This window comes from Microbacterium sp. AG238, from assembly GCF_003610405.1.
Classification (GTDB): domain Bacteria; phylum Actinomycetota; class Actinomycetes; order Actinomycetales; family Microbacteriaceae; genus Microbacterium.
The window spans coordinates 131,691-155,200 of sequence record NZ_RAQC01000002.1; the positions used below are offsets into that span (position 1 = coordinate 131,691).

Sequence of the window (23,510 nt, forward strand, 5' to 3'; positions counted from 1 at the left end):
CGAGCGGGTCACGCGCACCCGGTCCACACGCGGCGGACCACGAGATCGGCGTCGAGCAGCACGGCGTCCGCGGGGCTTCCGATCGCGAGCGATCCGAGCTCGGGGCGGCCGATCGCCCGGGCCGGAGTGGTTGTCAGCGCCGCGACGGCCGCCGGCAGGTCCACGCCCGCGGCGACCGCCGTCCGCAGCGCGGCATCCTGCGTGAGGGTGGACCCGGCGATCGTTCCGTCGAGCAGCCGTGCCACGGTGTTCTCGACGCGCACCGCGAGCGCCCCGAGCACGTAGTCGCCATCGGCCGAGCCGGCAGCCGCCATCGCATCGGTGACGAGCGCGATGCGCCCGGGGGCGGCGGCGAAGGCGATCCGCACCACCTCGGGAGCGAGATGCACGCCGTCGGCGATGACCTCGAGCGTGACCCGCGGGTCGGCGGTGGCCGCGCCGATGGGGCCGGGCTCGCGGTGGTGGAGTCCCGGCATGGCGTTGAAGGCATGGGTGAGGATCGTGGCGCCGGCATCGAACGCGGCGCGCGTGGTCTCGGCATCCGCGTCGGTGTGCCCGACGGCGGCCGCCGCACCCGCGGCGACGATGCGCTCGATCGCGGCGAGGGCGCCGGGAAGCTCGGGGGCGATCGTGACCTGACGGACGGTGCCGCGCCCGGCATCCATCAGCCGCGCCACGGCGTCGGACGCGGGGGCGATGAGCAGCCCGGGGTCGTGGGCGCCGTGGTGCCCGAGGTCGAGGAACGGGCCTTCGAGGTGCGAGCCCAAGACGGTGCCGTCTGTTTCGGTGAGATCGGCGATCGCCGAGACCCGGCGTGCCAGGTCGTCGACCGACGCGGTGACGAGCGAGATGACCGCACGGGTCGTGCCGTGAGCGCGATGCAGCTCGCGGGCCGTGCGGATCGCGTCGGCGCCGTCGTCGTACGCCGCGCCACCGCCGCCGTGACCATGGATGTCGATGAAGCCGGGTGTGATCGTCGCGCCGGGACCAGCGGCCTCGACGGCGTCGACGATCTCGTCGACCGGTGCGCCGGCCACCGCGCCCCGCCACGTGTCGCCGGTGCCGTGCGCCTCGACCCGGCCGCTGCGTACGACGAGCCACGCGTCGGGCGTCTCGCGTCCGCCGTCGATGAGCCGCGCGGAATGGATGACGTGGTTCACGGGGTCCATGCCACCTCCGACGAAGCGGGGAAACGGATGCCGAGGGTCGTCCACAACGGCCCGAGCCCGCTGACCCGCTCGCGGAACGACTCCCACGTGCGGTCATCGGCGGCCCCGGTGGCGACCGACCAGGCGGCTTCGGCCGCAGCCGCGATGCGCGGGAAGGCCAGGGCGTCGATGCCGTCGAGATCGCGCACGGTCTCGGTCCACAGCGGGGCTTCGACCCCGAGGATGTCGTCGTCGGTGAGGCCGGACACGACATCGACCGGCTCCCACGAGTACGCCCGCTCGAGGCTCGTCGGGCCGTTCGCCCAGGTCAGCCCGAGCGGCGCATCGGCGGTCGGCTTCATGTCGAGGTACACGGCGTCGGCGGGGGAGAGGATGACGCGGCCGCCCCGCGCGACGAACGCCCGCGCCCGCTCGTCAGCGCCGTCGGTCGGTGTGATGAAGCCCCAGTACTGACCGATCGTGCCCGGTGCGAGGTCGTCGGCCGCGCCGGCCTCGTGCCACGCCACCGGGGTCTTGCCGAGGCGCGAGATGACTCGCGACGTGCGCGCGACGAAGGTCGCGAAGTCCGCCGCCGGGGTGCCGTGCGCCTCGTCGCCGCCGAAGTGCAGGTACGGCCCGGGCGTCAGCTCCGCCAGCTCCGTCAGGACGTCCTCGACGAACGCGTCGGTCGCCGGTGCGCCGATGCGCAGCGACGAGAAGCCGACGCCCATGCCCGAGTACGGCTCTCCGGCGACGGGGGTCGGGCCGCCCGCGGCATCCCACCCCTCCAGCGACGGCGCGGCCGCGACCTCGGGGTAGGCCAGGCCGACGGCGTGGGTGTGTCCCGGCATGTCGAACTCCGGGACGACGGTCATGTGGTTCGCGGCGGCGTGCGCGATGATCGCGCGGTAGTCGTCGGGTGTGTAGAACCCGCCGGGATCACCGCCCACCGCGCTCGACGAAGCGCGGGCGGCGAGCTCGGGGCGGCTGGCCAGAGCGAGCCGCCAGCCCTGGTCGTCGGTGAGGTGCAGATGCAGGACGTTGAACTTCAGGCTCGCCGCCCGCTCGAGGTAGGCGGTGACGGTCGAGACGTCATGGAAGTGGCGCGCGACGTCGAGCATGACGCCGCGGTAGGCGAAGCGAGGCTCGTCGGCGATGTCGACGGCGGGGATGACCCAGCCTTCCGGCGACCCGGCGATGAGCTGGCCGAGAGTCTGGGCTCCGTAGAAGAGGCCAGCGGCGTCGGCGCCTCGGATCGACACGCGGTGCTCGTCGACCGACATCCGGTACGACTCGGGCGGGCCGTCGCCGTCGACTGCGACGTCGATGACGGCGCGACCGGGATCTGCCGTGAGGTGGAGGCCCGTGCGGGTCAGGATGAGCCGGTGGAGCACGCCCGCGGCATCCGCATCGCCGGTCACAGCCACGTCGGCGGTGAGCGCGAAAAATGCGCCGGGAGAGGGCGTGACGGAGGAGGGCAGCGGGACCAGTGGCAGCGACGTCATCGCGCCCCTATCTGTAAGGATGCCTAACAAACTTTCGTGCCAGCGTACCAGCGCGGCATCCGTTATGCTCGGACGCGTCGCGACTGGCGTTGAGGTGGGCCACCACCGGGGAGCGACCGACACGGCATTCGACCGCACGCCTGGGCCGATGTGGAACCTCTGTTCGTGAAAGCCGTCGTCAGGAGATCGTCATGACCGATTCGTATTTCAACGCCCCGCTCGCCGAGGTCGACCCCGAGATCGCTCAGGTCCTCGAGCGCGAGCTCGACCGCCAGCGCGGCTACCTCGAGATGATCGCATCCGAGAACTTCGTGCCCGTCTCGGTGCTGCAGTCGCAGGGGTCGGTGCTCACCAACAAGTACGCCGAGGGTTACCCGGGTCGCCGCTACTACGGCGGCTGCGAAGAGGTCGACGTCGCCGAGGAGCTCGCGATCGAGCGCGCCAAGTCGCTCTTCGGCGCCGCGTTCGCCAACGTCCAGCCCCACTCGGGCGCGACGGCCAACGCCGCCGTGCTCCACGCCATCGCGCGCCCCGGCGACACGCTCCTGGGCCTCTCGCTCGACCACGGCGGCCACCTCACCCACGGCATGAAGATCAACTTCTCGGGCCGCCTGTACGACATCGTCGCCTACGGCGTGAACCCCGAGACCTCGCTGATCGACATGGACGAGGTCCGCCGCCTCGCCCACGAGCACAAGCCGAAGGTCATCATCGCGGGCTGGTCGGCCTACCCGCGTCAGCTCGACTTCGCCGCGTTCCGTGCGATCGCCGACGAGGTCGGCGCGTACCTCTGGGTCGACATGGCGCACTTCGCCGGTCTCGTGGCCGCGGGTGTGCACCCGTCGCCCGTGCCGCACGCCCACGTCGTCTCGTCGACGGTGCACAAGACCATCGGCGGCCCCCGCTCGGGCATCATCCTCACGAACGATGCCGACCTGGCCAAGAAGATCAACACCGCCGTCTTCCCGGGGCAGCAGGGCGGCCCGCTCATGCACGTCATCGCGGCCAAGGCGACGGCGTTCAAGCTCGCCGCGACGCCGGAGTTCAAGGAGCGCCAGGAGCGCACCGTGCGCGGCGCCGCGATCATCGCGGACCGCCTGACGCAGCGGGATGTCGCGGATGCCGGCATCGCCGTCCGCTCGGGCGGCACCGACGTCCACCTCGTGCTCGTCGACCTGCGCGACGCCGAGCTCGACGGCAAGCAGGCCGAAGACCTGCTGCACGAGATCCGCATCACGGTCAACCGCAACGCGGTGCCGAACGACCCGCGTCCGCCGATGGTCACCTCGGGCCTGCGCATCGGCACGCCCGCTCTCGCGACCCGCGGCTTCGGCGACGCTGAATTCACCGAGGTCGCCGACATCATCGCGCTCGCGCTGCAGCCCGGTGCCGACCTCGAGGCCCTGCGCGCTCGCGTGGCGACGCTCGCCGACGCCTTCCCGCTGTACCCCGGCCTGCAGCAGTAACCCGGCGTCGCCGGTCGCCGAGAACGCACCCGCTCCGCGAGAACGCACCCCGCGCGGTACGTTCTCGCGGGGGCCATGCGGTCTCGGCGGCCGCGGCCCCACGACCGCGATCCCTCTCGAACGGAGACTGACATGACCGCGCAGAAGCTCGACGGGCGGGCCACCGCCGCCGCCATCAAGACCGAACTGGCCGAGCGCGTCGCCGCGCTGAAGGCGCGCGGGGTGACCCCGGGCATCGCGACGGTGCTGGTCGGCGCCGACCCGGCATCCCAGCTGTACGTCGGGATGAAGCACCGCGAGTCCGAGGCGATCGGCATGAACTCGATCCAGATCGAGCTGCCGGCAGAGTCGACCCAGGCCGAGGTCGAGGAGGTCATCGACCGCCTCAACGCAGACCCGACGTGCCACGGCTACATCGTGCAGCTCCCGCTGCCGAAGCACCTCGACACCGACCGGATCCTCGAGCGCATCGACCCCGCGAAGGATGCCGACGGTCTGCACCCTGTCAACCTCGGGCGTCTCGTGCTCAACGTCAACGACCCCATCACGACGCCCCTGCCCTGCACGCCGCGTGCCGTCATCGAGCTGCTGCAGCGCAACGGGTACGACCTAGCGGGCAAGCACGTCGTCGTGGTCGGCCGCGGTGTCACGATCGGCCGCTCCATCGGCCTGCTGCTGACCCGTCGCGAGATCAACGCCACGGTGACCCTCACCCACACCGGAACCGCCGACCTCGGTGCGCACCTGCGCGAGGCGGACGTGATCGTCGGCGCCGCAGGCGTGAAGCATCTCGTGACCGCTGCCGATGTGAAGCCGGGCGCCGCCGTGCTCGACGTGGGGGTCACGCGCGAGAACGACCCCGAGACCGGCAAGTCGAAGGTCTACGGCGACATCGCACCGGATGTCGCCGAGGTCGCGGGCCTGCTCTCGCCGAACCCCGGCGGCGTCGGCCCGATGACCGTCGCCCTGCTGATGACCAACGTCGTCGAAGCCGCCGAGCGCGCGACCGCCTGACCCCGGCCTCCGCGTCCCCGCCCCCCGCTCGTCGACTCGCCACGAACTGCGGATGCCGGCCCGCCCGGACCCGCGTTGTCTGGCGACTCGACGGGGTGGAGGGGGAGTGGGGTCAGAGGAGGAAGCGGGAGAGGAAGGCGCGCGTGCGCGGTTCGCGCGGGGAGCCGAAGACCTCCGACGGTGCACCTTCCTCGACGATGACGCCTTGGTCGAGGAAGACCACCCGGTCGGCGACATCCCTCGCGAACGCCATCTCGTGCGTCGCCATCAGGATCGTCGACCCGGCCACGGCGAGATCACGGACCAGTTCGAGGACCTCGCCGACGAGTTCGGGGTCGAGTGCCGACGTGATCTCGTCGAGCAGCAGCACCTCGGGGTCCGTCGCGATCGCACGGATGATCGCCGCCCGTTGCTGCTGGCCGCCCGAGAGCCGATCGGGGTGCTCACCGGCCTTGTCGGCCAGCCCGATGCGCGCGAGGAGCTCACGCGCCCGCGCCTCCGCCTCGCGCCGTGGCACGCGATGCACGACGCGGGAGGCCAGGGTCACGTTGTCGAGCACCGACAGATGCGGGAAGAGGTTGTAGCTCTGGAACACCGCTCCCAGGCGTGCCCGCACCGCGTTCGCGTCGACGCGAGGATCGGAGATGTCCTCGCCGGCCAGCAGGATCTGCCCGTCGTCGATGGGCTCCAGCAGGCCGAGGCAACGCAGCAGGGTCGACTTGCCCGAACCGCTCGCACCGATCAGGGCGACGACCTCGTGCCGGGCGAGCGATACATCGACGCCGCGAAGCACCTCTTTGTCGCCGAACGACTTGCGGATGCCGCTGGCGTGCAGGACGTCGGTGCCCGCGGTGACCTCGCTCACAGCACCGATCCCGTCTGCTCGCGGCGTCGAAGCCTCGCGGTGTACCAATCGGTGAGCCGGATCGTCGGGATCGCGAGCAGCACGAACAGCACGCCCGCCACGACATACGGGGTGAAGTTGTAGGTCGTCGCGACCACTCCCCGCGCCTCGGCGATCGCGTCGAATGCGGCGAGGATCGAGATCAGCCCGACATCCTTCTGCATCGAGATGAAGTCGTTCATGAGCGGCGGGGTCATCTTGCGCAGCGCCTGCGGCAGCACGACTCGCACCAGGGTCTGCGGGTAGCTGAGCCCCAGCGCGCGGGCGGCGAGACGCTGCGACGGATGCACCGACTCGATGCCCGCCCGGACGACCTCCGCGACGTAGGCCGAGTAGGTCAGCGTGATGGCGAGGACACCCAGCAGCACCGGGTCGATGCGGGTGTTCAGGATCGTCGGCAGCCCGAAGCCGATGAGGTACAGCACGATGACGAAGGGCAGGCCTCGGAACAGGTCGGTGTAGGCGGCGGCGATCAGGCGGAGCGGGAAGAACACCGGCCCCCGCAGGGTGCGCAGCAGCGCCAGCACCAGGGCCACCGCGGCGACCGTGAATACCGAGATCGCGAGCACCTGCAGGTTGACGAGGAACCCCTGCCACACCTCCGGCAGCGCCTGGACCGCCACGGCGGGGTCGAAGAAGCTCCGCTGGACGGTCGCCCAGCCCTCCGTGTTGATCACCGTCACCCAGACGACGGCGGCGAAGGCGAGCGTCGACGCGACGGCGATCAGCACCGACCGGCGCTCGCGGCCGCGCCGATACGCACGGCGCTCGAGTTCGAGCGCGCTCGGGACGGAGGAGGTCACGGATAGACGCTAGCGCGCCCTCACTGGAGGAGCGTCACGCCCTCCGTGAGACCCGAGAGCCACTTCTGCTCGAGGTCGGCGAGGGTGCCGTCCTCGCGCAGTTCGTCGACGGCGGCCGTCACGGCCGGGGTGAGCGGCGAGTTCTTCGCCAGCAACAGGCCCCATTCGTCCTCGATGCCCGCCTTCGGCAGCTCGCCGACGAAGAACGAGTTCTCGATGTAGAAGTTGACGGCGAGGTAGGCGGTGGGCGTGTCGAGCACGATCGCGTCGATCTGTCCCGCGCCGAGGGCGGCCACGGCATCCTCGTTGGAGTTGTACAGGCGGGCCTCGGCGTCGGGCGCGACCTCTGCCAGCGTCTGGGCGCTGGTGGAGTTCGCCATCGCGCCGATCGTGAGGTCGGTCAGGCCCGCGATGTCGGAGACGCCGTCGGCCGCGCCGCCCGCGATCGCGACGATCGACTGGCTGGCCGAGTAGTAGGGCGACGAGAAGTCGACGCCCTGCTTGCGCTCATCCGTGATCGTGTACTGCTGGACGTTGATGTCGAAGCTCTTCGGCCCGGGCGCGATCGCGGCCTCGAAGCTCGTGCGCACCCACACGACGTCATCCGGTGCGAAGCCGAGCTTGTCGGCGACGGCATAGGCGACGGCGGCTTCGAAGCCCTCGCCCGACTCGGGGTCGTCGTCGACGAAGTACGGCTCGTAGGCCGTCTCGCCGGTGGCGAAGGTGAGCTTGCCGGGGGTGACGTAGTCTTCGGCGGCAGGTCCGGAGGCGGCGTCGCCGGAGGCGGCGGGCGCAGGCGAGGACGAGCAGCCGGCGAGGAGGATCGCGAGCGCAGCGACGCCGATCGACGCGGCGCGGACAAGAGAGCGGGACATCGGGGAACCTCCGGGTGCGGATGCCGCGCATCGGCGTGCTGTCACCGGCGGCTGCATCCATTCTCACCTGCCCCGGATACCGCGGGGCGCGCGGGTCGTCGTGTTACGGCCTGCGCGGCGGCGGGGCCCGAACCCTGCGAGGTCCCACTTGGGCCGGGTATGAGCCGCGCTTACCCGGCCTAAGTGGGACCTCGCGGGGAGTGGACCGCGGGGGCGGGATCGGGCAGGATCGGCGGCGTGCGGGACAACGGTGGGGGCGATAGCGGCAAAGGATGCCGCGGGGGAGCTGAGGTGATCGCGGCGCAGCGGCTGCGCTCCCACCTGTTGAGTGAACCCGCGTCGTCACTCGGCGAGGCCGCGGCTCACATGCTCGCGCTACAGGCGCAGGACTTCTGGTCCGGACGATGGGCGCTCGCCGTCCGCACCGACGGCGAGCCCGCGCTGCGCGCGGTGGATGCCGCGTTCGAGGACGGCACGCTCGTGCGCTCGTGGACGCAACGCGGGACGCTGCACATCGTGCGCTCGGTCGACCTCGCCGGGATGCTCGCGGTGACCGCCGAGCGCCAGCAGCGCGCGGCAACCGGCATCCTGCGTGGGCTCGCGGTCGACGATGCGGTGCTGGCGACGGCTGAGCGCGCCGCCCGGCAGGCGCTGCGCGGCCGGAACCGGCTCACGCGCGACGAGTTCGCCGACCTCCTGCGCGGCGCCGGCATCGAGACGGAACGCTCGCGTGGCAACCACATCCTCTCGGCGCTTGCCGTGCGCGGGGTGCTCGCCTTCGGCCCGGTGGTGCCGCGCGAGGGCGGGCCGACCCGCGACCAGTTCCTCGTCGCCGTGGACGAGCTGCCATCGGGGCGGATGCCCGACGATCCGCTCGCCGAGATGTTCGTGAGCTACATGCGCTCGCACGGACCCGCGCGCATCGAGGACTTCCGATGGTGGGCGGGCCTGCCGATCGGGATGTCGCGACGTGCGGCCGAGGCGGCTGGTGACCGGGTCGTCGAGGTCGAGACCGGACTGTTCGCGGCACCGGATGCCGAGCCCGGCGCGTCGGCATCCACCTCCGGCTCGGTTCCCGGCCGCGACGGCGGGGATGTCGTCGCCCTCCCCGCCTTCGACGAGTACTACCTCTCCTACGCCGACCGGACGACCGTCTGCGACCCCGACCTCGCGTCGCGGATCGGTCCGACCATGAACGGCCAGGTCGCGCCGATCCTGATCTCCCGTGGCCGGGTCATCGGCACCTGGCGCCACTCCGTCGCCCTCGGGCGGCACCATCTGCCACCCGGCTCCACGCTCGTGACGGACCCGTCGGTCGCGGCATCCGCGATTGCGGCGGCGCTCGCGCGGGTCTCACGCTTCCTCGCCGGCTGAGCTCGCGCGGCGCCTCCGAGGTCCCAGTTCGGCCGGGTATCCCGGCGTGATTCCCGGCCCAACTGGGACCTCGAGCGCTGTCCCGGGTCAGCCGGCGGCGTGACGGTCGAGGAAGGCGTAGACCTCGCCGTCGTCGACACCGGGGAAGTTGCCGCGCGGCAGCGGCGAGAACATCTGCATGTGCACGCGAGCGCTCGGCCAAGCCTTGCCCTCCCATCGCGACGTCAGATCGGGATCGGGCCGCCGGCAGCACGACTCATCGGGGCACGTGGATGTCGCCCGCTTCTGCGTCTCGCGTCCGCGGAACCAGCGGGCGTCGTCGAACGGTACGCCGACGGTGATCGAGAATTCGCCCTCAGCGGTGGTCCCGGTCTGGCTCGAGCACCAGAAGGTTCCGCCCGGGGTGTCGGTGTACTGGTAGTGCTCGACGGTGCGGTTCTGCTCCTCGAACGCCGACCGCGCCGAGAAGGCCCGGCACACGACCTGGCCCTCGACGCTGCCGGTGACGTCCATCGGCAGCGGCAGGCCGTCGTTCTCGTAGACCCGCGTGATCGCGCCCGCCCCGTCGACGCGCAGGAAGTGCAACGGGATGCCCAGGTGCGTGGTCATGAGGTTCGTCATCCGCATCCCGGCCGCCTCGTGCGTCACCCCGAACGCGTCGCGGAAGTCCTCGACAGCCAGGTTGCGGTCCTTCTTCGCCTGCGACAGGAACGCGACCGAGGCCGTCTCGGGCATGAGGCAGCACGCGGCGTAGTAGTTGATCTCGAGGCGCTGCTGCAGGAAATCGGCGTAGTCGTCCGGGGGAGTGTGTCCCAGCAGGCGATGGGCCATCGCCTGCAGTGCCATCGACCGCAGGCCATGGCCGCCCGGGATCGACGCGGGGGGAAGGTAGATGCGCCCGTTCTCGAGGTCGGTGACCGAGCGTGCCGAGTGCGGGAGGTCGGCGACGTACAGCAGCTCGAACCCCAGCTGCTCGGCCATGATGCTCACGGTGCGATGCGTCAGCGCGCCCGAGGTGTGCCCGGCCGCCTTCAGCTGCTTCTCGGCGAGGCGCTCGATGTCGGGGAGGTAGTTCGCGACTTCGCGCATCCGTAGGCGCAGCTCGGTGTTGGCGCGCCGAGCCTCTTCGGGCGTCGCGATCGCCTCGCGCTCGCGGCGCTGCAGTTCGCGATGCAGCCCGAGGATCGACTCCAGTGTCTCGTCGCTCATCGTCTTGCCCGCGCGTACCGGTGCGATCCCGAGCCTGCGGAAGACGGGACTGGCCTGTGCCCGCTCGAGCTCGAGTTCGAGGGCCGCGCGCCGGTTCGGCGGTTCAGGCGAGAGGAGATCGGCGACATCGGTGCCGGTCGCCGAGGCGATCGACTGCAGCAACGAGAGCTTGGGCTCGCGCCGTCCGTTCTCGATGAGGCTCAGCTGGCTGCCGGCGACGCCGACCTGCGCGCCGAGCTCGTCGAGCGTCAGCCCGCGGGCGACTCGGTGGTGACGGATGCGGTGGCCGAGGGTCGCGAGTTCGATTCCGGATGCAGCCATTCCTTGATCATAGGGAAAGATTCGGGTTTCTTGAAGGCGCCGTCTTCTGTAAGACGGGGTATTCGTGCGTTGGAATCGTCAGGTATCACCGATCTCGCCGCCGATGTAGGAGACCGACATGGCCATCGCCGACCTCTTCACCCGTCCCGCCTCAACCGGTACGTCCGCCGCGGCCAGCGCGCAGCGCCGCCCCCGCACCGATCTGGGCGCCCGGCCCGCGACGGCATCCGGACCGCTCGCGGATCTCGTCGCCTGGGTCGACGAGATCGCCGCGCTCACGCGGCCCGATCGGGTGCACTGGGTCGATGGCTCGGCCGCAGAGAACGACGCGCTGCTGCGCGAAATGGTCGACGAGGGCAAGCTCATCAAGCTCAATCCCGAGTGGCGGCCCGGGTCGTACCTCGCCCGATCGCACCCGAGCGACGTCGCTCGCACCGAGGCGCGGACCTTCATCGCGTCCGAGCGCGAGGAGGACGCCGGCCCCACCAACAACTGGGTGGCCCCCGACGACATCCGGGCGACCATCACCCCCCTGTTCGCCGGATCGATGCGCGGACGCACCATGTACGTCGTGCCGTTCTCGATGGGAGCGGTCGGCGGCCCGCTGTCGCACATCGGGGTACAGGTCACCGACAGCGCCTACGCGGTGGCGTCCATCGGCATCATGACCCGCGTCGGCTCGGCCGTGCTCGACGAGATCGCCGGCGGCAAGCCCTGGGTCAAGACCGTGCACTCGGTCGGCGCGCCGCTGGCGGCGGGTGAGACGGATGTCGCGTGGCCGTGCAACGACGAGAAGTACATCGTCCACTTCCCCGACACTCTCGAGGTGTGGTCGTTCGGGTCGGGCTACGGCGGCAATGCGATCCTCGCGAAGAAGTGCTTCGCGCTGCGCATCGCATCGGTGATCGGTCGTGACGAGGGCTGGCTCGCGGAGCACATGCTGCTCATCCGGGTCATCGATCCGGCAGGCAAGGCCTACCATGTGGCGGCCGCGTTCCCCTCCGCCTGCGGCAAGACGAATCTGGCGATGCTGCGTCCCACCATCCCCGGGTGGCGGGTCGAGACGCTCGGCGACGACATCGCGTGGCTGCGTCCGGGGTCCGACGGCCGGCTGTGGGCGATCAACCCCGAGGCCGGCTTCTTCGGCGTCGCACCGGGAACGGGCGAGTCGACGAACGTCACGGCGGTCGAGACGCTGTGGGGCAACACGATCTTCACGAACGTGGCGCTGCGCCCCGACGGCGACGTCTGGTGGGAAGGGCTCACCGATGAGGCGCCCGCCGAGCTGATCGACTGGGAGGGCAAGCCCTGGACCCCCGACTCGGGCCGGCCGGCCGCGCACCCCAACTCGCGCTTCACGGTGAGCGCCGCCCAGTGCCCGCAGATCGCGTCGGATTGGGATGCCGCCGAGGGCGTGCCTCTCGACGCCATCCTGTTCGGCGGGCGGCGGGCGACCAACGTCCCCCTCGTCGTGGAGGCCACGGACTGGACGCACGGCGTCTTCATAGGCTCGAACATCTCGTCGGAGCGCACGGCGGCGGCCGAGGGGACGCTCGGCGAGCTGCGCCGCGACCCCTTCGCCATGCTGCCGTTCTGCGGATACAACATGGGCGACTACTTCGCCCACTGGCTGAAGGTCGGGCAGAAGCTGCGGTTCGACCGGGCGCCGCGGGTGTTCCAGGTGAACTGGTTCCGCAAGGGCGCGGACGGGCGCTTCCTGTGGCCCGGCTTCGGTGACAACTCGCGGGTCATCGACTGGATCGTCCGCCGCCTGAACGGTGAGGTCGACGCCGTCGACAGCCCGATCGGCCGTCTGCCGCGCACCGATGACCTCAACCTCGACGGCATCGAGGTGTCCCAGCGTGATCTCGACGAGCTGTTCGCGGTCGACACGGAGTCGTGGCTGCGCGAGGCCGACCTCACCGAGGAGTTCTACGACACCTTCGGCGACCGGCTGCCCGCGGCACTGCGCTCCGAGCTCGAGGCCCTGCGCTACCGCCTCGGCCACCGCGCCTGACGCCGCCCCGTCCCGCCGCCCCGCGCCGGCCGCGAGGACGCACCGTCGCCGCGAGAACGCACCGCAGAGGGTGCGCGCTCGTGGCGATGGTGCGTTCTCGGCGAGAAGGCATGGGCCTCAGACGAGCAGCTGGTGCTTCGCGAGATCGCGATACAGCGGCACCGTGGCGACGAGCTCGGAGTGCGTGCCCTGGCCGACGACCCGGCCATGGTCGAGCACCACGATGACGTCGCTGTCGACGACCGTCGAGAGCCGGTGCGCGATGACCACGAGGGTGCGTCCCGTCGCGACCGCGTCGATGGCCTCGCGCATCCGCTGCTCGTTGAGTCCGTCGAGCGACGACGTCGACTCGTCCAGCAGGAGGACCGGGGGAGCCGCCAGCAGCGCGCGCGCGATCGCGAGACGTTGACGCTCTCCGCCCGAGAGCATGACACCCGCTTCGCCGACCGGAGCCTCGAGCCCCAGCTCGCTGCGCTCGAGCACGTCGCCGAGGTTGACCGCGCGCAGAACACGTTCGCATTCCGCGTCGGTGGCCTCGGGGGCGGCCAGTCGCAGATTGTCGGCGATCGTGCCCGCGAGGGTGGGGGCGTCCTGCTCGACGTAACCGAGCTGTGCGCGCAGTTCGGCGCGGGGGATCGACCGGATGTCGGTGCCCCCGACCAGCACCGCCCCGCCGGTGACGTCGTAGAACCGTTCGATCAGGGCGAGGGTCGTCGACTTGCCCGCACCCGAGGGGCCGACGAGGGCCACGCGCGCGCCGCGGGGAACGCGGAAGCTGACGCCCCGGAGCACCTCGCCCTCACCGGCGGCGACAGCCCCGGTTGCCGGGACGGAGACCGCTTCGGCATCCGCGTCGCTCTCCGAAGCACCGGCTCCCTCGGTCACCGCGGTGACCGCGGAGGTGTCGACGCGCGCGTCGGCGAGCGTGCGCAGCGCTTCGTCCGACGCGGTGCGCCGAGCCGCGACGACGGCCTCGGGGTAGTGGAAGTGCACCTCTCGGAACTCGATCGCGACGTCGCTGTCGCCCGAGGCGGTGACGGCGGCCGCGGCATCCGGGTCGGCCGAGTCCTCCGTGGGCAGATCGAGCACTTCCTGGATGCGGCCGAGCGCGCCGAGCGCCTGGTTGACCGAGGTGATCGCCCCGAGGAACGACGCCAGCGGCTGCACGAGGAAGAACAGGAACATCACGAACGTCACGAGGCTCGCGATCGAGATGGCGCCCGAGGCCACGCGGTATCCGCCGACGCCGAGCACGACGAGCAGTGATAGCTGAAGCGCGATGCCCGCGACGGGCACGACGAGAGCCGATGCCTTCGCGACCCGCACCCCCGCGTCGTACGCCTGGCGAGCGGAACCCGTGACGGCTGCTTCCTCGCGCTCGGTCGCTCCAGCGGCACGGATGGTGCGGATCGAGCCGATCGCCCGTTCGACGCCCGAGGCCAGTTCGCCGACGCGCTCCTGCTGTTCGCGTGTGGCACGGCGGATGCGGGTGCTCAGGCCCACGACGACGGCGACGGAGGCTCCGATCACGATGACGATGAGCAGCAGGAGCAAGGGGTCGATGAAGAGCATCGCGACGATCGCGCCGACGAAGATCAACGCGTTGCCGACGGAGTCGGCGAGGCCCTGGGTGAGCACGGCGTAGAGCAGGGTCGTGTCGGTGCCCACCCGCGAGACGAGGTCGCCGGTGCGCCGGGCGTCGAACTCGGAGATCGGCAGCCGCAGCAGCCGCGCGATGAGACGGCGGCGGCTGGAGAACACCACCGCCGTGCCGGTGCGCTGGAGCAGATAGTGCTGGAAGGCGCCGATGGCGGATGAGACGACGACGAGGATCACGAGTGCCCACACGAGGATGCCGAGCGCGTCGCCCGCCTGCACACGCTCGATGACCTGCCCGACGACGAGCGGCTGGCCCAGCGTGGCGACAGCCTCGACGACGCTCAGCACGGCGACCGCGACGAGCACTCCTTTGTGCTCGAACAGGTAGGGGAGCAGCTGCGAGAGCCGGGCTCGGGGCCCCTCATCGGTGCGGCGGCGTCCGCCGCGCATGCGGCTGCGGGTGTCGGACATGCGGTCCCCTCGGTTCGGCGAAGCTGTCACCTTCGACCGTACTTTCTTTCGCCCGAGGTGGTTGTCTGCTCACGGCGTCGATGGCAGAGTGCCCGGATGCGTTCGACCACGAAACGTCAGGCGGCGCCGCTTGCGGCGGCCGCGTTCCTCGTGTTCTCCCTCGCCGGCTGCACCGGTCCGGTCGTAGACGGCGAGGTGGCAGAGCCGTCGGCATCCGTCGGTTCCACGCCATCGCCCACACCGACATCCGATGCACGCACCGACGAGGAGCAGCTGCCGCTGCCGGTCGATGAGATCGCGGACTGGGCCGAGACGGCCGTGCCGCGTTCCTCGGACACGACCGGCATGGGCACGTTGTCGGGGTGGCTCAGTCAGCACACCTCCGCGCACCAGACATCGCAGTTCTCGTCGCTGCCCGCCGGCACCTACCAGGCGCAGGTCGCGTGCCGCGGCGCCGGCACGATCACGGTGACGGCGGGCCCGGTCGACGGAGCCTCGCCGAGCGAGCCCGTGACGTGCGAGAACAGCACGATCGCCTTCGACGTCACCATCGACCAGCCCGGCATGAGCGTCACGATGGACCTTGCGGGCGACCCCACCATCTACGCGCTCACGTTCGAGCGGATGGCCTAGACGCTCAGCGCTCGACGAGCACGCCGTCGGCGTCGGCCCAGAGGCGCCGGCCGGGTGTGAAGACGACGCCCCCGACCGTGACCGGCACATCGACCTCGCCGATGCCCGCCTTGCCGCTCTTACGCGGGTTCGAGCCGAGCGCCTTGACACCGAGGTCGAGCGACGCGATCGCCGCACGGTCGCGGATCGCGCCGTTCACGACGATGCCCGCCCACCCGTTCTCGACGGCGGATGCGGCGATCAGATCGCCGACGAGAGCCGATTCGAGCGACCCTCCGCCATCGACGACGAGCACCGCGCCATCGCCCGGCGTCGCCAGCACCTGTTTCACGAGTGCGTTGTCGCGATGGCAGCGCACGGTGCGGATCGGGCCCTCGAAGGCTCTCCGGCCGCCGAGGTCGAGGAGCTGGACGCCGAGCGAGTCGAGCTCGTCGCCGCGTTCGTCATAGAGATCAGCGGTGGCGGTCGTCATGTCGACAGGGTAGCGGCGACCGCCGAGCGCGGCCCCTCAGGCGCCGGTGGCGACGGGCCGATCGGGATGCTGCGACCACTGACTCCACGAGCCGGGGTAGAGGACGGGCCGGTACCCCGCGAGGCTCAGGGCGATGGCCTCGTGCGCGGCGCTGACCCCCGAGCCGCAGTAGACGCCGACCGTCGAGCCGGGCTCCGCGCCGAGCGCGGCGAATCGTGCCCGCAGCTCGTCGATGCTGCGGAACCGCCCCGACTCGTCGTTGTTCTGCGTCGTCGGCGCGGACACCGCGCCCGGGATATGACCGGCGCGCGGGTCCATCGGCTCGACCTCGCCGCGGAACCGTTCGCCGGCGCGGGCGTCGAGCAGCAGGCCGGCGCGGGCATGGTCGAGGACGTCGTCCATGCCCAGGACCGGCAGTGCGCCCGGCGACACGACCGCGGTGCCCGGACGCACGGCTGGCGCGTCGCCCTCCTCGAGGTCGAATCCCGCGTCGATCCAGGCGGCCAGGGCGCCGTCGAGCACCCGGACGTCGGCGATGCCGGTATCCCGCAGCACCCACCACGCTCGGCCGCTCGCGAGGTTGGCGACGTCGTCGTAGACCACGACGGTGTCGCCGTCGTCGATTCCCCAGTCGCGCACGGCGGCCTGCACCGTCTCGCGGGAGGGAAGCGGATGCCGCCCGGCAGCCGGGTCGCCGTGCTCGGCGAGCTGCGTGTCGAGGTCGGCGTAGCGCGCGCCGGGGATGTGGCCGGCGCGGAACGCGGGGCGTCCGTCGGGGCGGTCGAGCCACCATCTGACGTCGAGGATCCGCAGGGGCCCGCCGTCGGGATAGCGGCCCGCCACGATGGCAGCCCGGAGTTCAACGGCAGTGGTGAGGATGCGATCCATGCGTGCGATTCTCGCGCACCGCGGCTCCGGTCGCTGTCCGACCGCATCGCTAGTGTTGTCGCGTGCCAGAATCCGTCATCTCCGCCCGTGGGCTGCGCAAGACTTACGCCGTCAAGGGCAAGCCCGACTTCGTCGCCGTCGACGACCTCTCGTTCGAGGTGGCGCCCGGCGAGTCCTTCGGGCTGCTCGGCCCGAACGGCGCGGGCAAGTCGACCACGATGAAGATGATCGGCGCGGTCTCGACGCGCAGCGGCGGCGACCTGCAGATCCTGGGGCTCGACCCCGATCGCTACGGTCCCGAGATCCGGTCGCGGCTCGGTGTCGTACCGCAGCAAGACAACCTCGACGGTGAGCTCAACGCGCGCGAGAACCTCTACATCTACGGGCGCTACTTCGGTCTTCCCGGCAAGGTCTGTCACGAGAAGGCCGATGAGCTGCTCGCGTTCGCGCAGCTGGAGGACAAGGCCAAGAACAAGGTCGACCAGCTCTCGGGCGGCATGAAGCGACGCCTCACGATCGCCCGCGGTCTCATCAACGACCCGCGCATCCTGCTGCTCGACGAGCCGACCACGGGTCTCGACCCGCAGGCGCGCCACGTGCTGTGGGACCGGCTGTTCCGGCTGAAGGAACGCGGCACGACCCTCGTGCTCACCACGCACTACATGGACGAGGCCGAGCAGCTGTGCGACCGGCTCATCGTCGTCGACAAGGGGCGGATCATGGCCGAAGGCACTCCCGCCTCCCTGATCCGCGAGCACTCGAGCCGCGAGGTGCTCGAGGTGCGCTTCGGCTCCAATCGCAACGAGTCCGCGGCGGTCCAGCTGCGCGGCATCGGCGACCGTGTCGAGATGCTGCCCGACCGTATCCTCGTCTACGCGCACGACGGCGAGGCCGCTCTCGAGCGGGTGTCGGCAGCCGGCCTCACGCCGCTCACGAGCCTCGTGCGCCGGTCGAGCCTCGAGGACGTCTTCTTGCGCCTGACCGGACGGTCGCTGATCGAATGAGCACGCGAACCGCACATCCCACCCTCGACGAGTTGCGTGCCGAAGCCCTCGCCGGCGGGCGCAGGCCCCGCCGTTACGGCACCTGGTACGTCGCCGAGCACATGGTCCGCGCGATGCGCGCCTATGGCTGGACCATCGTCGTCGGCGCCGTCGGGCAGCCGATCATGTACCTGCTCGGGCTCGCCGTCGGACTCGCTGCCCTCATCACGGTGCCGATCTCCTCCCACGGGCAGGAGGTCGGCTACCTCCCGTTCGTCGCCCCGGCTCTGCTGGTAACCGCGGCGATCGCGGTGGCATCCGAAGAGATGACCTACCCGGTGATGGCGGGGTTCAAATGGCGCCGCTACTTCTACGGCTTCAACGCCTCGGCGCTGTCGAGCCCGCAGATCGCGAACGGCGTCATCATCGGGGCGACGGCGCGGATGATCGTCGCCGTCGGCGCCTACTACCTGTTCATCTGGCTGCTGCCGTTCGGCGCCGTGCCGAACCCCGCGACGGGCTGGCTGTCGATTCTCGCCGGCGTCGCGGCGGGCGTCGCCTTCGGCATCCCCCTCATGGCGTACGCCGGGTCGATCCAGGACGACAAGGGGCAGTTCGCTCTCGTTCAGCGGTTCATCTTCATGCCGATGTTCCTCTTCTCGGGCACCTTCTACCCGGTCGAGACCTTACCGATCGGCCTGCAGTGGATCGCCTGGATCTCGCCCCTGTGGCACGGCGCCGAGCTCGGGCGTGCGGCGACCTACGGGGCCGACATCGGGGCCGGGATGATCGCCGTGCACGTGCTCTACCTCCTCGCGCTCGCCGCCGTCGGCTACCTCTGGGGCCGGCGGGTCTTCACCGAGAGGCTTGCGAAATGAGCGCCCTGATCGCGCGAGAGACGTCGCCGGCCGGTCGCCGCGGCGGTGTGCGCGCGCTGTGGGCGGGCAACCCCGGTGCGGTCGTGCAGCGCGGTCTCATCGCGGCTCGGTCGTCGAGCTGGATCGTGGTGCTGTCGGGCTTCTTCGAGCCCGTGTTCTACCTCGCTTCGCTCGGGATCGGGCTCGGCGCCCTCATCGGCGACGTCGAGACTTCGTCGGGCACCGAGGTTCCGTACGCCGCGTACATCGCCCCGGCGCTGCTCGCGGTTTCGGCGATGAACGGCGCCGTGTACGACTCGACGTGGAACGTCTTCTTCAAGCTGAACTACGGCAAGCTCTACGAGGGCATGCTGTCGACGTCGCTCGGGCCGCTCGACGTCGCGCTCGGCGAGATCCTCTACGCGCTGCTCCGCGGTCTCGTCTATGCCACCGGCTTCATGATCATCATGCAGGTGCTCGGGCTCAACCTCGCATGGACCGCCGTGCTCGCTCTCCCGGCGGTGCTGCTCATCGCGTTCGGGTTCGCGAGCATCGGGATGGCCGTCACGAGCTACATGAAGACCTTCCAGCACATGGACTGGATCAACTTCGTGCTGCTGCCCATGTTCCTCTTCTCGGCGACCTTCTACCCGATCACGGTGTACCCCGAGTGGGTGCAGGTGATCGTGCAGGCGCTGCCGCTCTGGCACGGCGTCGAGCTGATCCGAGGATTGACGACCGGAATCCTCTCCGCCGGGATGCTGTGGCACGTGCTCTACTTCGTCGTGATGATCGGGCTCGGTCTGGTCTTCACCACGAAACGACTGCGAGCTCTGTTCCTCGACTGACGCCGAGACTCACCGCGCGGCAGCCTGCGCCTCCTCGCGGCGCCTCGATATCCAGGCCAGGACGTCCGGGGTGACGTAGTCGACGTGGCCCGCCTTCGGCCGAATGTCGGCCTCGAGTACCGCGAACGCCCACGCGCGCGCGACCGCCCACCGGGCGTCGTCGATGGGGGCCGATCGCGCGACATACGCGTCGTGCAGCGCGCGCCCGAAGCGAGGCAGCAAATCGGGAGCCAGTGCGCTGCCCGGGGATGCCGGGGTGCTCGTGAGGCGGCCGATGAACTCGACGAGCGAGTGGGTCCTCGCGAGATCGAGCAGCGCGGGGCCACGGCGGGCGTTCGCCCAATCGATGACGCCGGAGACCTCGCTGTCGCGCACGATCACGTTGAACGGATGCAGGTCGAGGTGCAGCATGCTCTGTCGCGTGCCCTCGAAGGTCGCGTGCACGCTCGCTCGCGCCGCTGCCGTGGGCGGCATCGCCCAGGCCGCCGACCACGAAGGCAACGCCGAGACGTCGAGGTGCGCCGCGTGCAGGCGAGCCAGAACATCGCCGCACGCCGCTCCCCAGTGCTCAGCCTCGTCGGGAGCGCGTGCGAGGCGTCCTGCGAGCGTCTCGCCGTCGCAGAATGCCACGATCGTGAGACGCCCGTCTCGTTGTCGCTCGTCATGCAGGACCGCGGGAACCGTCAGGCCGCCCTCAGAGGCCAGGCGCAGCGCCGTCGTTCCCACTGACCTCTCGTCGTCCGAGCCGCCCGGAGCCGACGGCGCCCACCGCGCGACCGCGTCGGGGATGCCGTCGCGGGTATGCACATGCCAGACACGGTCACCGCTGGAGCCGGCTTCCATCGGGGTGATGAGCGCCTCCGCGGGACGAGTGACGACCCCCAGGGCGTCGACGATCCGTTCGACGATCCCGGGCGGAAGCGATGATGCGGTGGCCACGCGGCCACGCTATCCCGGCGCTGGTCCGTGACGCGACGAGGCTACGACTCGATGACCTCGCGCGCTTTCCGGATGCGCCGCGGATTCACCGGATGCGTCGCGAGCACGACCTTGCCGCGCGAATGCAGCTTCTGGAGGTCGTCGTATGCCTCCGCGACGTCCGCGAGCGGGTAGAAGCCCGACACGAGCGGCGAGACGACCCGCTTCTCGGCGAGCTCGACAACCTTCCGCAGCTGAGTCGTGCCGTGGGCGACGGCGTCGGGGCTGTCGGAGAGCAAGGCGACCTCACGGTCGCGCCGATCGGCACTCGAGCGGAACTTCCCTGCGGGCACCCCCAGAGCCTCGGCCACCTCGCGCCCGTCCTGCCCGAAGTTGTCGATGAACGCCGTCACGCCCCCGGGCGCGAGAGCGCGGATGCGCTCGACGATCCCTTCGCCGTAGCGCACCGGCTTGACGCCGAGCTGGCGCAGGTAGTCGAAGTTGCGCTCGCCGCAGGTGCCGATGACCCGGGCGCCGCGGTGCAGCGCGATCTGCGCCTCGATACTGCCGACCCCGCCTGCGGCCGCCGAGATGACGACGGTGTCGCCGGAGTCGATCTTGAGCTCGTCGAGGATGTCGAGCGCGGTGGTGCCCGCCAGATACAGCCCGCCAGCGATCTCGAAGGTCACGCCGCGCGGCTTGCGGACCAGCCGGTCCACCCCGACCGTGAGGTGACTCGCATGCGCCCCCGATCGCACGTGGCCGACGACATCGGTGCCGACGGCGAACCCGCTGGTACCGGTGCCCGCCGCGATCACGGTGCCCGCGAAGCAGCTGCCCGAGCGGCGAGGAAAGGGATCGTCCCATTCCTTCTCGGCGCCCGATCGCACGAAGCCGTCGATGTGGTTGAGGCCCATCGTGATGATCTCGACCGTCACCTCTCCGGCCTCGGGCGCGGAAAGCGGACGTTTCACGAGACGCAGAACCTCGGGCCCGCCGGCCTGCTCGTACTCGACGACCGACGCCTCGGCGACCTTCTTCATGACGGGCTCCTCACCTGAATGTGAGTCAGACAGTAGACCGCGCGTGATGAGGTGGGGAGACCTTGACAACGACGGATGCCGCGAGCCCGAAGGCCCGCGGCATCCGTTCGTTCGCCGTGGCGATCAGCGGGTGGCCGCCGCCTCGCCGATGTTGGTGTCGTACTCGGAGTCCTTGGTCTCCTTCGACAGCCACAGCGCGATGAAGGTGAGCACCGCCGACGCCGTGAGATAGACGCCGACGAGCCAGGTCGAGCCGCCCGCGAGCGCCCACAGGGTCGTCGCGATGCTGGGCGCGACGGCCGCGCCGAGGATCGACGCCACGTTGTACGAGATGGCCGAGCCGGTGTAGCGCACGTTGGTCGGGAACAGCTCGGGCAGCAGCGCGCCCATCGGGCCGAAGGTCGCGCCCATGAGCATGAACCCGAGCACGAGGAATGCCTGCACGAGGGCTCCGGTGAACTTCGGGTCGAGCTGCGGCGCGAGGAAGACCGCGAACAGCAGGCCGAAAACCGCGATGACCCCGGTGACCCACAGCAGCAGCTTGCGCCGGCCGATGGAGTCGGCCACGGGGCCCGACAGCAGGGTGAAGATGCCGAAGAAGATCACGCCGACGATCTGCATGATGACGAAGTCGGTGAACCCGAACCCGAGGCCGGGGACGTAGGCCGCCGCGTCGAAGGCCGCCCCCGATGCCTCGGCGGTCGCCTGCGCGGTCTCGAGGGTCGGCTTGGTGCCGTACGCGAGGGTGAAGCTCGTCATCAGGTAGAAGAGCACGTAGGTGGCGAGCATGATGAACGTGCCGAGGATGAGCGCCCGCCAGTGCCCGCGGACGACGGACCCGAGCGGGAACTTGCGGATGGCACCGGTCTTCTCCGCCTTGGCGAACGTCTCGCTCTCGACGAGCTTGAGACGCACCCACAGGCCGACGATGACCATGACGGCCGAGAACAGGAACGGCACGCGCCAGCCCCAGGCGAGGAACTCCTCGGATCGCTGGGCCGGGCCGTCGGGGTGCGGCAGCGCGAAGTAGATCACGAGGAAGACCGAGTTGGCGATGATGAAGCCGATCGGGGCGCCCAGCTGGGGGAAGGTGCCGTACCAGGCGCGCTTGCCCTTCGGTGCGTTCTCGGTCGCGACGAGGGCGGCTCCCGACCACTCGCCGCCGAGGGCGAAGCCCTGAGCGAGACGCAGCACGAGGAGCAGCAGCGCCGCCCACCAGCCGATGTCGTTGAAGGTGGGGAGGCATCCGATGAGGATCGTTGCGATACCCATCGTCAGGAGCGACGCGACGAGGGTGGCCTTACGGCCGAACTTGTCGCCGAAGTGGCCGAAGACGACGGCACCGATGGGTCGGGCGACCATCGCGGCGCCGAAGACCGCGAACGAGGCGAGGAGCGACGCGGTGTCGTCATCGCTCGGGAAGAAGAGGATCGGGAAGACCAGGACGGCCGCGGTCGCGTAGACGTAGAAGTCGTAGAACTCGATCGTGGTGCCGACGAGGCTGGCGGTGATGACGCGGGAGCGGGGGTTCGCGGGCGCGGCGGGGGCCGCGGTGGCGGATGACATGTGCGGTGTGATGCCTGTCTGGGAGAACGGGTGAGCGCCCTCGTGGGAGCGTGCCGGTGGGCGGACGTCCGAGCGGGGTGGTGCGGCGGACGTTCGACGCGGGGATCACCGGCGGCGTCGACGGTGTCGGCGACGCACGATCGTCCATTCTACGGCGGATGCCGCGACCCGGGGTCCGAGTCGCGGCATCCGCTTGCCTGGTGGGCCGTGGCCCGGGTCGTCAGCGCCAGAGCACCGCGATCGCGACGTTCGCCACCGTGCCGAGTCCGATGAGCCAGAAGATCGCGGCGGGGACCGACTGCGTGCGCTTCTGGCGGGCTGAGCCGATGCCCAGAAGCGCGCCGATCACGAGCAGGATGACGAGTTTGACGGTGATCTTGACGTAGTTGAACTCGTGGTCGGTGCCCCACGGCGCTGCCAGAGCGAGCCCGGCGACCCCGGCGACGAGCAGGCCGTAGCTCATGACCCGGGTGATGCGGCGGGCTCCGAGGGCTTCGACGAGCCAAGCGCCGAAGAGCGTGGCGAAACCGATGAGGTGGACGACGAGGACGATTCCGCGGAGCGTTTCCATACCCTCAGCCTAGCTGAAGGTATGG

The 23,510-nt window shown here is 70.6% G+C and carries 21 protein-coding genes and 1 riboswitch; of the genes, 8 read left to right on the forward strand and 13 right to left on the reverse strand.

The annotated features are described in order from the left end of the window. Positions 1 to 8 precede the first annotated feature (8 nt). Both DEU36_RS12215 and DEU36_RS12220 read right to left on the reverse strand, forming a co-directional pair. Positions 9 to 1,169, reverse strand: a complete 1,161-nt coding sequence (locus tag DEU36_RS12215) for an N-acetylglucosamine-6-phosphate deacetylase (protein ID WP_120264623.1) — start codon at positions 1,167 to 1,169, stop codon at positions 9 to 11. Next, a complete protein-coding gene (locus DEU36_RS12220) occupies positions 1,157 to 2,653 on the reverse strand; it encodes a beta-N-acetylhexosaminidase (RefSeq protein WP_120264624.1) in 1,497 nt (498 codons plus the stop codon). Before DEU36_RS12220 ends, DEU36_RS12215 begins: the two co-directional genes overlap by 13 nt. Before the next feature lie 69 nt (positions 2,654 to 2,722). Continuing rightward, positions 2,723 to 2,806, forward strand: a riboswitch (ZMP/ZTP riboswitch). Between the two features lie 38 nt (positions 2,807 to 2,844). Between DEU36_RS12220 and glyA the strand changes: the two genes are divergently transcribed. Both glyA and DEU36_RS12230 read left to right on the forward strand, forming a co-directional pair. Continuing rightward, positions 2,845 to 4,119, forward strand: coding sequence for a serine hydroxymethyltransferase (glyA, locus tag DEU36_RS12225; protein ID WP_120264625.1), 1,275 nt, complete (start codon positions 2,845 to 2,847; stop codon positions 4,117 to 4,119). Between the two features lie 132 nt (positions 4,120 to 4,251). After that, entirely contained in the window at positions 4,252 to 5,133 is an 882-nt protein-coding gene (locus DEU36_RS12230; protein ID WP_120264626.1) for a bifunctional methylenetetrahydrofolate dehydrogenase/methenyltetrahydrofolate cyclohydrolase, read from the forward strand. Between the two features lie 112 nt (positions 5,134 to 5,245). Here the strand turns inward: DEU36_RS12230 and DEU36_RS12235 are convergent, their stop codons facing one another. Genes DEU36_RS12235 through DEU36_RS12245 form a run of 3 tightly spaced genes read right to left on the reverse strand, consistent with a single transcriptional unit; the run spans position 5,246 to position 7,715 of the window. Beyond that, positions 5,246 to 5,998 carry an amino acid ABC transporter ATP-binding protein gene (locus DEU36_RS12235; RefSeq protein ID WP_120264627.1) on the reverse strand — a complete coding sequence of 251 codons (753 nt, stop codon included), beginning with the start codon at positions 5,996 to 5,998 and terminating at the stop codon, positions 5,246 to 5,248. Beyond that, on the reverse strand, positions 5,995 to 6,840 hold the full coding sequence (locus DEU36_RS12240) for an amino acid ABC transporter permease (protein ID WP_120264628.1): 846 nt from the start codon (positions 6,838 to 6,840) through the stop codon (positions 5,995 to 5,997). The genes DEU36_RS12235 and DEU36_RS12240 overlap by 4 nt, the downstream gene beginning before the upstream one ends. 20 nt (positions 6,841 to 6,860) lie before the next feature. Continuing rightward, complete coding sequence (locus tag DEU36_RS12245; RefSeq protein WP_120264629.1) at positions 6,861 to 7,715, reverse strand: ABC transporter substrate-binding protein; 855 nt, start codon at positions 7,713 to 7,715, stop codon at positions 6,861 to 6,863. A gap of 291 nt (positions 7,716 to 8,006) precedes the next feature. On the opposite strand from DEU36_RS12245, the gene DEU36_RS12250 reads away from it, so the two are divergent. Then, positions 8,007 to 9,089, forward strand: coding sequence for a winged helix DNA-binding domain-containing protein (locus tag DEU36_RS12250; protein ID WP_259455365.1), 1,083 nt, complete (start codon positions 8,007 to 8,009; stop codon positions 9,087 to 9,089). 87 nt (positions 9,090 to 9,176) lie between these two features. On the opposite strand, the gene DEU36_RS12255 is transcribed toward DEU36_RS12250, so the two are convergent. After that, positions 9,177 to 10,619: an XRE family transcriptional regulator gene (locus DEU36_RS12255; protein WP_120264630.1), complete on the reverse strand. Its 1,443-nt coding sequence runs from the start codon at positions 10,617 to 10,619 to the stop codon at positions 9,177 to 9,179. Between the two features lie 118 nt (positions 10,620 to 10,737). On the opposite strand from DEU36_RS12255, the gene DEU36_RS12260 reads away from it, so the two are divergent. Beyond that, positions 10,738 to 12,636 (forward strand): phosphoenolpyruvate carboxykinase (GTP), encoded by a 1,899-nt coding sequence (locus tag DEU36_RS12260; protein ID WP_120264631.1) that lies wholly within the window; start codon positions 10,738 to 10,740, stop codon positions 12,634 to 12,636. A gap of 117 nt (positions 12,637 to 12,753) precedes the next feature. Here the strand turns inward: DEU36_RS12260 and DEU36_RS12265 are convergent, their stop codons facing one another. Further along, positions 12,754 to 14,706, reverse strand: coding sequence for an ABC transporter ATP-binding protein (locus tag DEU36_RS12265; protein WP_120264632.1), 1,953 nt, complete (start codon positions 14,704 to 14,706; stop codon positions 12,754 to 12,756). 96 nt (positions 14,707 to 14,802) lie between these two features. On the opposite strand from DEU36_RS12265, the gene DEU36_RS12270 reads away from it, so the two are divergent. Beyond that, on the forward strand, positions 14,803 to 15,339 hold the full coding sequence (locus tag DEU36_RS12270) for a hypothetical protein (protein WP_120264633.1): 537 nt from the start codon (positions 14,803 to 14,805) through the stop codon (positions 15,337 to 15,339). Positions 15,340 to 15,343: 4 nt separating this feature from the next. On the opposite strand, the gene rraA is transcribed toward DEU36_RS12270, so the two are convergent. Further along, complete coding sequence (gene rraA, locus DEU36_RS12275; RefSeq protein ID WP_120264634.1) at positions 15,344 to 15,811, reverse strand: ribonuclease E activity regulator RraA; 468 nt, start codon at positions 15,809 to 15,811, stop codon at positions 15,344 to 15,346. 36 nt (positions 15,812 to 15,847) lie between these two features. Continuing rightward, complete coding sequence (locus tag DEU36_RS12280) at positions 15,848 to 16,699, reverse strand: sulfurtransferase (protein WP_120264635.1); 852 nt, start codon at positions 16,697 to 16,699, stop codon at positions 15,848 to 15,850. 62 nt (positions 16,700 to 16,761) lie between these two features. Here DEU36_RS12280 and DEU36_RS12285 point away from each other — a divergent pair, with 62 nt between their 5' ends. From DEU36_RS12285 to DEU36_RS12295, 3 genes are read left to right on the forward strand one after another with little or no spacing between them, the layout of a single operon-like run. Then, complete coding sequence (locus DEU36_RS12285) at positions 16,762 to 17,703, forward strand: ABC transporter ATP-binding protein (protein WP_120264636.1); 942 nt, start codon at positions 16,762 to 16,764, stop codon at positions 17,701 to 17,703. Further along, positions 17,700 to 18,560 (forward strand): ABC transporter permease, encoded by an 861-nt coding sequence (locus DEU36_RS12290; RefSeq protein WP_120264637.1) that lies wholly within the window; start codon positions 17,700 to 17,702, stop codon positions 18,558 to 18,560. The genes DEU36_RS12285 and DEU36_RS12290 overlap by 4 nt, the downstream gene beginning before the upstream one ends. After that, the gene (locus tag DEU36_RS12295) at positions 18,557 to 19,387 is read left to right on the forward strand and encodes an ABC transporter permease (RefSeq protein WP_120264638.1); all 831 of its coding nucleotides are present in this window, start codon (positions 18,557 to 18,559) and stop codon (positions 19,385 to 19,387) included. Before DEU36_RS12290 ends, DEU36_RS12295 begins: the two co-directional genes overlap by 4 nt. Positions 19,388 to 19,396: 9 nt before the next feature. On the opposite strand, the gene DEU36_RS12300 is transcribed toward DEU36_RS12295, so the two are convergent. From DEU36_RS12300 to DEU36_RS12315, 4 genes are all read right to left on the reverse strand, one after another. Then, complete coding sequence (locus DEU36_RS12300) at positions 19,397 to 20,326, reverse strand: aminoglycoside phosphotransferase family protein (protein WP_120264639.1); 930 nt, start codon at positions 20,324 to 20,326, stop codon at positions 19,397 to 19,399. Positions 20,327 to 20,367: 41 nt separating this feature from the next. Continuing rightward, entirely contained in the window at positions 20,368 to 21,348 is a 981-nt protein-coding gene (locus DEU36_RS12305; RefSeq protein ID WP_120264640.1) for an NADP-dependent oxidoreductase, read from the reverse strand. Positions 21,349 to 21,471: 123 nt separating this feature from the next. Next, positions 21,472 to 22,914 carry an MFS transporter gene (locus tag DEU36_RS12310; RefSeq protein ID WP_120264641.1) on the reverse strand — a complete coding sequence of 481 codons (1,443 nt, stop codon included), beginning with the start codon at positions 22,912 to 22,914 and terminating at the stop codon, positions 21,472 to 21,474. A gap of 220 nt (positions 22,915 to 23,134) precedes the next feature. Continuing rightward, positions 23,135 to 23,485 (reverse strand): Fe-S protein, encoded by a 351-nt coding sequence (locus DEU36_RS12315; protein WP_120264642.1) that lies wholly within the window; start codon positions 23,483 to 23,485, stop codon positions 23,135 to 23,137. Between the last annotated feature and the right edge of the window lie 25 nt (positions 23,486 to 23,510).